This is a genomic window from uncultured Altibacter sp. (assembly GCF_963972995.1).
In the GTDB taxonomy this organism is placed as follows: Bacteria; Bacteroidota; Bacteroidia; order Flavobacteriales; family Flavobacteriaceae; genus Altibacter.
This window is the reverse complement of the sequence record NZ_CAXAXI010000054.1, coordinates 1-5641: the sequence shown is the minus strand read 5'-3', so window position 1 is coordinate 5641 and position 5641 is coordinate 1. Positions and strand designations below refer to the sequence as shown.

Annotated in this window: 13 protein-coding genes and 2 pseudogenes; all 15 read left to right on the top strand. The window is 40.4% G+C overall.

The features are described 5' to 3' along the window. Nucleotides 1-161, top strand: a pseudogene (locus AACZ11_RS12875) (30S ribosomal protein S3); the annotation flags it as partial. 18 nt (nucleotides 162-179) lie between these two features. After that, nucleotides 180-599 carry a 50S ribosomal protein L16 gene (rplP, locus tag AACZ11_RS12870; RefSeq protein WP_034259306.1) on the top strand — a complete coding sequence of 140 codons (420 nt, stop codon included), beginning with the start codon at nucleotides 180-182 and terminating at the stop codon, nucleotides 597-599. An 11-nt stretch (nucleotides 600-610) separates the two neighbouring features. Next, nucleotides 611-802: a 50S ribosomal protein L29 gene (gene rpmC / locus AACZ11_RS12865; protein ID WP_034259305.1), complete on the top strand. Its 192-nt coding sequence runs from the start codon at nucleotides 611-613 to the stop codon at nucleotides 800-802. Nucleotides 803-819: 17 nt separating this feature from the next. Beyond that, nucleotides 820-1080 carry a 30S ribosomal protein S17 gene (gene rpsQ / locus AACZ11_RS12860; RefSeq protein WP_290628006.1) on the top strand — a complete coding sequence of 87 codons (261 nt, stop codon included), beginning with the start codon at nucleotides 820-822 and terminating at the stop codon, nucleotides 1078-1080. A gap of 2 nt (nucleotides 1081-1082) precedes the next feature. Next, the gene (rplN, locus tag AACZ11_RS12855; protein ID WP_034259303.1) at nucleotides 1083-1451 is read left to right on the top strand and encodes a 50S ribosomal protein L14; all 369 of its coding nucleotides are present in this window, start codon (nucleotides 1083-1085) and stop codon (nucleotides 1449-1451) included. Between the two features lie 11 nt (nucleotides 1452-1462). Continuing rightward, nucleotides 1463-1777 (top strand): 50S ribosomal protein L24, encoded by a 315-nt coding sequence (gene rplX / locus AACZ11_RS12850; protein ID WP_034259302.1) that lies wholly within the window; start codon nucleotides 1463-1465, stop codon nucleotides 1775-1777. A 2-nt stretch (nucleotides 1778-1779) separates the two neighbouring features. After that, nucleotides 1780-2331, top strand: coding sequence for a 50S ribosomal protein L5 (rplE, locus tag AACZ11_RS12845; RefSeq protein WP_034259301.1), 552 nt, complete (start codon nucleotides 1780-1782; stop codon nucleotides 2329-2331). 3 nt (nucleotides 2332-2334) lie between these two features. Beyond that, entirely contained in the window at nucleotides 2335-2604 is a 270-nt protein-coding gene (gene rpsN, locus AACZ11_RS12840) for a 30S ribosomal protein S14 (protein WP_034259300.1), read from the top strand. 85 nt (nucleotides 2605-2689) lie between these two features. Continuing rightward, complete coding sequence (gene rpsH, locus AACZ11_RS12835) at nucleotides 2690-3091, top strand: 30S ribosomal protein S8 (protein ID WP_290628010.1); 402 nt, start codon at nucleotides 2690-2692, stop codon at nucleotides 3089-3091. Nucleotides 3092-3109: 18 nt separating this feature from the next. Next, nucleotides 3110-3652, top strand: coding sequence for a 50S ribosomal protein L6 (rplF, locus tag AACZ11_RS12830; RefSeq protein ID WP_290628012.1), 543 nt, complete (start codon nucleotides 3110-3112; stop codon nucleotides 3650-3652). An 11-nt stretch (nucleotides 3653-3663) separates the two neighbouring features. Beyond that, entirely contained in the window at nucleotides 3664-4020 is a 357-nt protein-coding gene (rplR, locus tag AACZ11_RS12825; RefSeq protein ID WP_034259296.1) for a 50S ribosomal protein L18, read from the top strand. 5 nt (nucleotides 4021-4025) lie between these two features. Beyond that, nucleotides 4026-4550, top strand: coding sequence for a 30S ribosomal protein S5 (gene rpsE / locus AACZ11_RS12820; protein ID WP_034259294.1), 525 nt, complete (start codon nucleotides 4026-4028; stop codon nucleotides 4548-4550). An 11-nt stretch (nucleotides 4551-4561) separates the two neighbouring features. Next, the gene (gene rpmD / locus AACZ11_RS12815; protein WP_290628016.1) at nucleotides 4562-4741 is read left to right on the top strand and encodes a 50S ribosomal protein L30; all 180 of its coding nucleotides are present in this window, start codon (nucleotides 4562-4564) and stop codon (nucleotides 4739-4741) included. Nucleotides 4742-4751: 10 nt separating this feature from the next. After that, entirely contained in the window at nucleotides 4752-5204 is a 453-nt protein-coding gene (rplO, locus tag AACZ11_RS12810; protein ID WP_290628018.1) for a 50S ribosomal protein L15, read from the top strand. A 13-nt stretch (nucleotides 5205-5217) separates the two neighbouring features. Further along, nucleotides 5218-5641, top strand: a pseudogene (locus tag AACZ11_RS12805) (preprotein translocase subunit SecY); the annotation flags it as partial.

Sequence of the window (5641 nt, the reverse complement as noted above, 5' to 3'; positions counted from 1 at the left end):
ACACTACCTATGGTAGATTGGGTGTTAAAGTATGGATTATGAAAGGCGAAGTATACGGAAAGAGAGAGCTTTCTCCTTTAGTTGGTTTGACCAAAAAGGGCGGAAAGAGCGGAAATTCCACAGGACGAGCAGGCAATAACAAAGCCCGTCGTAGAAAGTAATTTTTTAAATAGAAGAAAATGTTACAACCTAAGAGAACAAAGTACCGTAAAATGCAAAAAGGCCGTATGAAAGGGAATGCTGGTCGTGGTAATCAGCTTGCCTACGGAACCTTTGGTATCAAGTCTTTAGATTCAAACTTCTTGACAGCACGTCAAATTGAAGCAGCGCGTATCGCCGCTACCCGATATATGAAAAGAGAAGGTTCTATCTGGATCATGATTTTTCCGGATAAGCCAATTACAAAGAAACCTCTTGAAGTACGTATGGGTAAGGGTAAAGGAGCTGTAGAATATTGGGCAGCCGTTGTAAAGCCGGGTCGAATTTTGTTTGAAGTTTCCGGAGTTCCTTTGGAAACAGCAAAAGAAGCATTGCGCCTTGCAGCTCAAAAGCTTCCTGTGAAAACGAAATTTATTATGTCTAGAGATTATCAAGCTTAATTTTTACAAAGATGAAACAATCAGAGATAAACGAAGCGTCAACAGCGGAGCTACAAGAGAAACTTGCTGAATCTAAAAAGGCATATACAGACCTTAAAATGGCACACACCATTTCACCGTTGGAAAATCCAATTCAATTGAGAAGACATAGAAGAACTATGGCTAGAATTGCGACAGAACTAACTAAAAGAGAAGTACAATAACGGTACGAAGCTGAAAGATGGAAGAAAAAAGAAACTTAAGAAAAGAACGTATAGGAGTAGTTACCAGTAACAAAATGGAAAAATCCATTGTGGTTTCTGAAGTAAAGAAAGTAAAACATCCTATGTACGGAAAGTTCGTTTTAAAAACGAAGAAATACGTAGCACACGACGAAAAGAACGACTGTAACGAAGGAGATACTGTAAAGATCATGGAAACACGACCTTTAAGTAAAACCAAATGTTGGAGGTTAGTAGAAATAATTGAAAGAGCGAAGTAATCATGATACAACAAGAATCAAGACTAAAAGTAGCAGACAACACCGGCGCTAAAGAAGTGCTAACAATTAGAGTGTTGGGCGGTACAAAAAAGAGATATGCTTCTATTGGAGATAAGATTGTAGTGACTGTTAAGGAAGCTACTCCCAACGGAAACATTAAAAAAGGTGCCGTTTCTACTGCAGTAGTGGTACGTACCGTGAAAGAAGTAAGACGTCCCGATGGATCGTACATTCGTTTCGACGATAATGCATGTGTGTTGTTGAACCCACAAGGGGAGATGCGAGGAACACGTGTCTTTGGTCCGGTGGCAAGAGAGCTTCGTGACAAACAATTTATGAAAATAGTATCATTGGCACCCGAGGTGCTTTAATACGAATCAAGATGGCAAAGCTTAAAATAAAATCAGGGGATACCGTAGTAGTTACGGCCGGAGAACACAAAGGTTCCGAAGGGAAAGTGCTTAAGGTACTCCTTGATAAAAACAAAGCAATAGTGGAGGGAGTAAATACTGTGAAAAAACATGAGAAGCCAAGTGCGGCAAACCCTCAAGGTGGAATCACAGAAAAAGAAGCTCCTATTCATATTTCAAACCTATCGCTGGTAGATCCTAAATCCGGAGAACCGACACGCGTAGGGTACAGAATGGAAGATGGTAAAAAAGTACGATTTTCTAAAAAATCGAATCAAGTATTATAGTTATGGGATATACACCAAGACTTAAGGAAGAGTACAAGAGCAGAGTAATTAATGCTCTTACAGACGAGTTTGGATACAAAAATGTAATGCAAGTACCAAAACTAGAGCGCATCGTTGTGTCTCGTGGTGTAGGTGCCGCAGTTGCAGATAAGAAACTTATCGACTACTCTGTAGATGAATTGACAAATATTACCGGGCAAAAAGCCGTTGCGACAATTTCCAAAAAAGACGTTGCAACCTTTAAGCTTCGTAAGGGAATGCCTATTGGAGCGATGGTGACATTGCGAGGGGAGCGTATGTACGAGTTTTTAGATAGACTTGTTACTTCTGCTTTGCCAAGGGTACGTGATTTTAACGGGATCAAAGCCACAGGTTTTGACGGAAGAGGAAATTACTCTTTGGGAATTACCGAACAAATCATTTTTCCTGAAATCGATATCGATAAAGTAAAAAAGATCGAAGGGATGAATATTACTTTCGTTACTTCTGCTGAAACCGATAAAGAAGCAAAAGCATTACTAACAGAACTAGGATTACCTTTTAAAAAGAACTAAGAGATGGCTAAAGAATCAATGAAAGCCCGCGAGGTGAAAAGAGCTAAAATGGTAGCAAAGTATGCTGAAAAACGCAAAGCTTTAAAAGAAGCTGGCGATTGGGAAGGCCTACAAAAATTACCAAAGAACGCTTCTCCGGTACGTCAACACAACCGTTGTAAGTTAACCGGAAGACCAAAAGGGTATATGAGAGTTTTTGGAATTTCACGTGTTATGTTTCGTGAAATGGCCAATCAAGGTCTTATCCCTGGTGTTAGAAAAGCAAGTTGGTAAATTTATAAACTGGTAGCAGGTTTGTCACCATGGTCCCGATAGCTTTCGGGATATTGACGAAAACCATTACCGCAAACAAAAGGAAATGACAACAGATCCAATCGCAGATTATCTAACACGAGTTAGAAATGCAGTAAAAGCAGGACACCGCGTAGTTGAGGTGCCGGCTTCAAATCTAAAAAAAGAGATTACAAAGATCTTGTTCGATCAAGGTTTTATCTTAAGCTACAAATTCGAAGACGATAAAGGTCCACAAGGTGTTATCAAGATCGCTTTGAAATACGATAAGCTTACAAAAGATCCGGTGATCAAGAAGATTCAAAGAATTAGTAAACCCGGTTTACGTAAATATGCAAGTTCTAACGAGATCCCTCGTATCCTAAACGGTTTGGGTATTGCCATCGTGTCTACTTCAGCAGGAGTAATGACAGGAAAGCAAGCGAAAGCTCAAAACGTTGGTGGTGAAGTATTGTGTTACGTATACTAACAATAAAGACAAGAAGAAATGTCAAGAATAGGTAATAACCCGGTAGCAATTCCAGAAGGAGTTACAGTTGAAATAAAAGACAATGTAATTACCGTTAAAGGAAAATTAGGTGAGTTAACTCAGGAATATTCTGATGTAACCATCAAAGTAGAAGACGGTAATGCATACGTGGAACGTCCCAGTGATGCAAAGAATCACAAAGCCAAACACGGGCTATACAGAGCACTTATCTACAACATGATAGAAGGAGTTTCTAAAGGATGGACAAAAGAATTGGAACTTGTAGGGGTTGGATATCGTGCCTCTAATCAAGGTCAGAAATTAGATTTGGCAGTTGGTTACTCTCACAATATTGTGTTGGAAGTCGCTCCTGAAGTAAAGGTGGAAACAGTTTCTGAAAAAGGAAAGAACCCCATCGTTAAATTAACATCGCACGACAAACAATTGGTAGGACAGATCGCGGCTAAGATCCGCGGTTTCCGTAAGCCGGAACCTTACAAAGGAAAAGGGATCAAGTTTGTTGGTGAACAATTAAGAAGAAAAGCAGGTAAATCTGCATAATAAATAGAGTTATGGCATTATCAAAACAAGATAGAAGAAATCGTCTACGTTTTAGAATACGTAAAACTATTTCAGGAACAGAACAACGCCCGCGTTTGGCTGTTTTCAGAAGCAATAAAGAGATTTATGCGCAACTTATCGACGATGTGAACGGTAAAACAATTACCGCTGCATCATCAAGAGATAAAGATATTGACGCTGCAAAAGCAAACAAGACCGATGTAGCGAAATTAGTAGGAAAAGCCATCGCTGAAAAAGCGCAAAAAGCAGGTGTAGATACCGTAGCTTTTGACAGAGGAGGTTATCTATATCACGGAAGAGTAAAATCATTAGCTGAAGGAGCACGCGAAGGCGGCCTTAAATTCTAAGTAGTATGTATCAAGATTATAAAAACGTAGAATTAGTAAAACCAGGAGGTCTGGAATTAAAAGACCGTTTAGTAGGCGTACAGCGTGTTACTAAAGTAACTAAAGGAGGTAGAGCCTTCGGATTTTCGGCTATTGTTGTAGTTGGTGATGAGAACGGAGTTGTAGGACACGGTCTTGGAAAATCTAAGGATGTGGCAAGTGCGATCGCAAAAGCGATTGAGGATGCCAAGAAGAACCTTGTTCGTATTCCTTTGAACAAAGCCACACTGCCTCACGAACAAAAAGGAAAGTATGGTGGAGCACGCGTAAACCTGTTGCCGGCAGCTCCCGGTACAGGGGTAATTGCTGGAGGTGCTGTACGTGCGGTATTGGAAGCAGTGGGAGTACACGATGTATTGTCGAAATCCCAAGGATCTTCCAATCCACACAACGTGGTAAAAGCAACGTTTGATGCCTTATTGCAATTGCGTAGCGCACAAACTGTAGCCGACCAACGAGGAATCTCCATGGAGAAATTGTTTAAAGGTTAAACCAAAGAAAAATGGCAAAGATTAAAGTAACAAAGGTAAAGAGTGCTATCAATCGCACACAGACCCAAAAGAGAACGCTTGAAGCGTTAGGTCTTCGTAAAATCGGCCAAACGATCGAGCATGAGGATACGCCAGCGGTTCTTGGTATGATAAAAAAAGTTAATCACCTAGTTTCAGTAGAAACTAAATAAGATAAAAACAATGGATTTAAGTAACTTAAAACCTGCAGAAGGTTCGGTTAGTAACAAAGGGAAGCGCGTTGGGCGCGGTCAAGGTTCCGGAAAAGGTGGAACAGCGACCCGTGGTCACAAAGGAGCTAAATCTCGTTCTGGATATTCCAAGAAACTTGGTTTTGAAGGTGGACAAATGCCTTTACAGCGTCGAGTGCCTAAGTTTGGTTTTACTAACATTAACCGTAAGGAGTATCAGGGAATCAATCTGGATACACTTCAGCAGTTAGTAGATGATAAAAAGATAAAAGATACTGTAGATTTTGAAACCCTTGTTGGTTTAGGTCTTGCTGGTAAGAACGATATGGTGAAGATCTTGGGGAGAGGAGAGTTGAAAGCAAGTTTAAAAGTATCTGCTCACAAGTTTACTGCCGCTGCAGCAAAAGCTATTGAAGCTGCTGGTGGTGAAGTAGTAACATTGTAATCCAAGAATACCGATGAAATTTATTGATACCATAAAGAACGTATTTAAAATAGAGGAGTTGCGTAACCGCATCACGGTAACTTTAGGATTATTATTGGTGTATCGTTTTGGTGCACAAGTAGTGTTGCCGGGGATTGATGCCTCTAAGCTTTCTGAGTTTGCCGGTAAATTTGATGCCGGTGGAATTGGAGGATTGTTAAATGCGTTTACTGGAGGTGCTTTTGCAAATGCTTCAGTTTTTGCATTAGGGATTATGCCCTATATCTCGGCGTCGATTGTGGTTCAATTAATGCAGATCGCAGTTCCTTACCTTCAGAAATTACAGAAAGAAGGAGAAAGCGGTCGTAAGAAGATCAATCAAATCACGCGCTGGTTAACCATTGGTATCTGTTTGGTACAGGCACCTAGTTATTTGTTTGGGTTGCCAGCATTAGGTG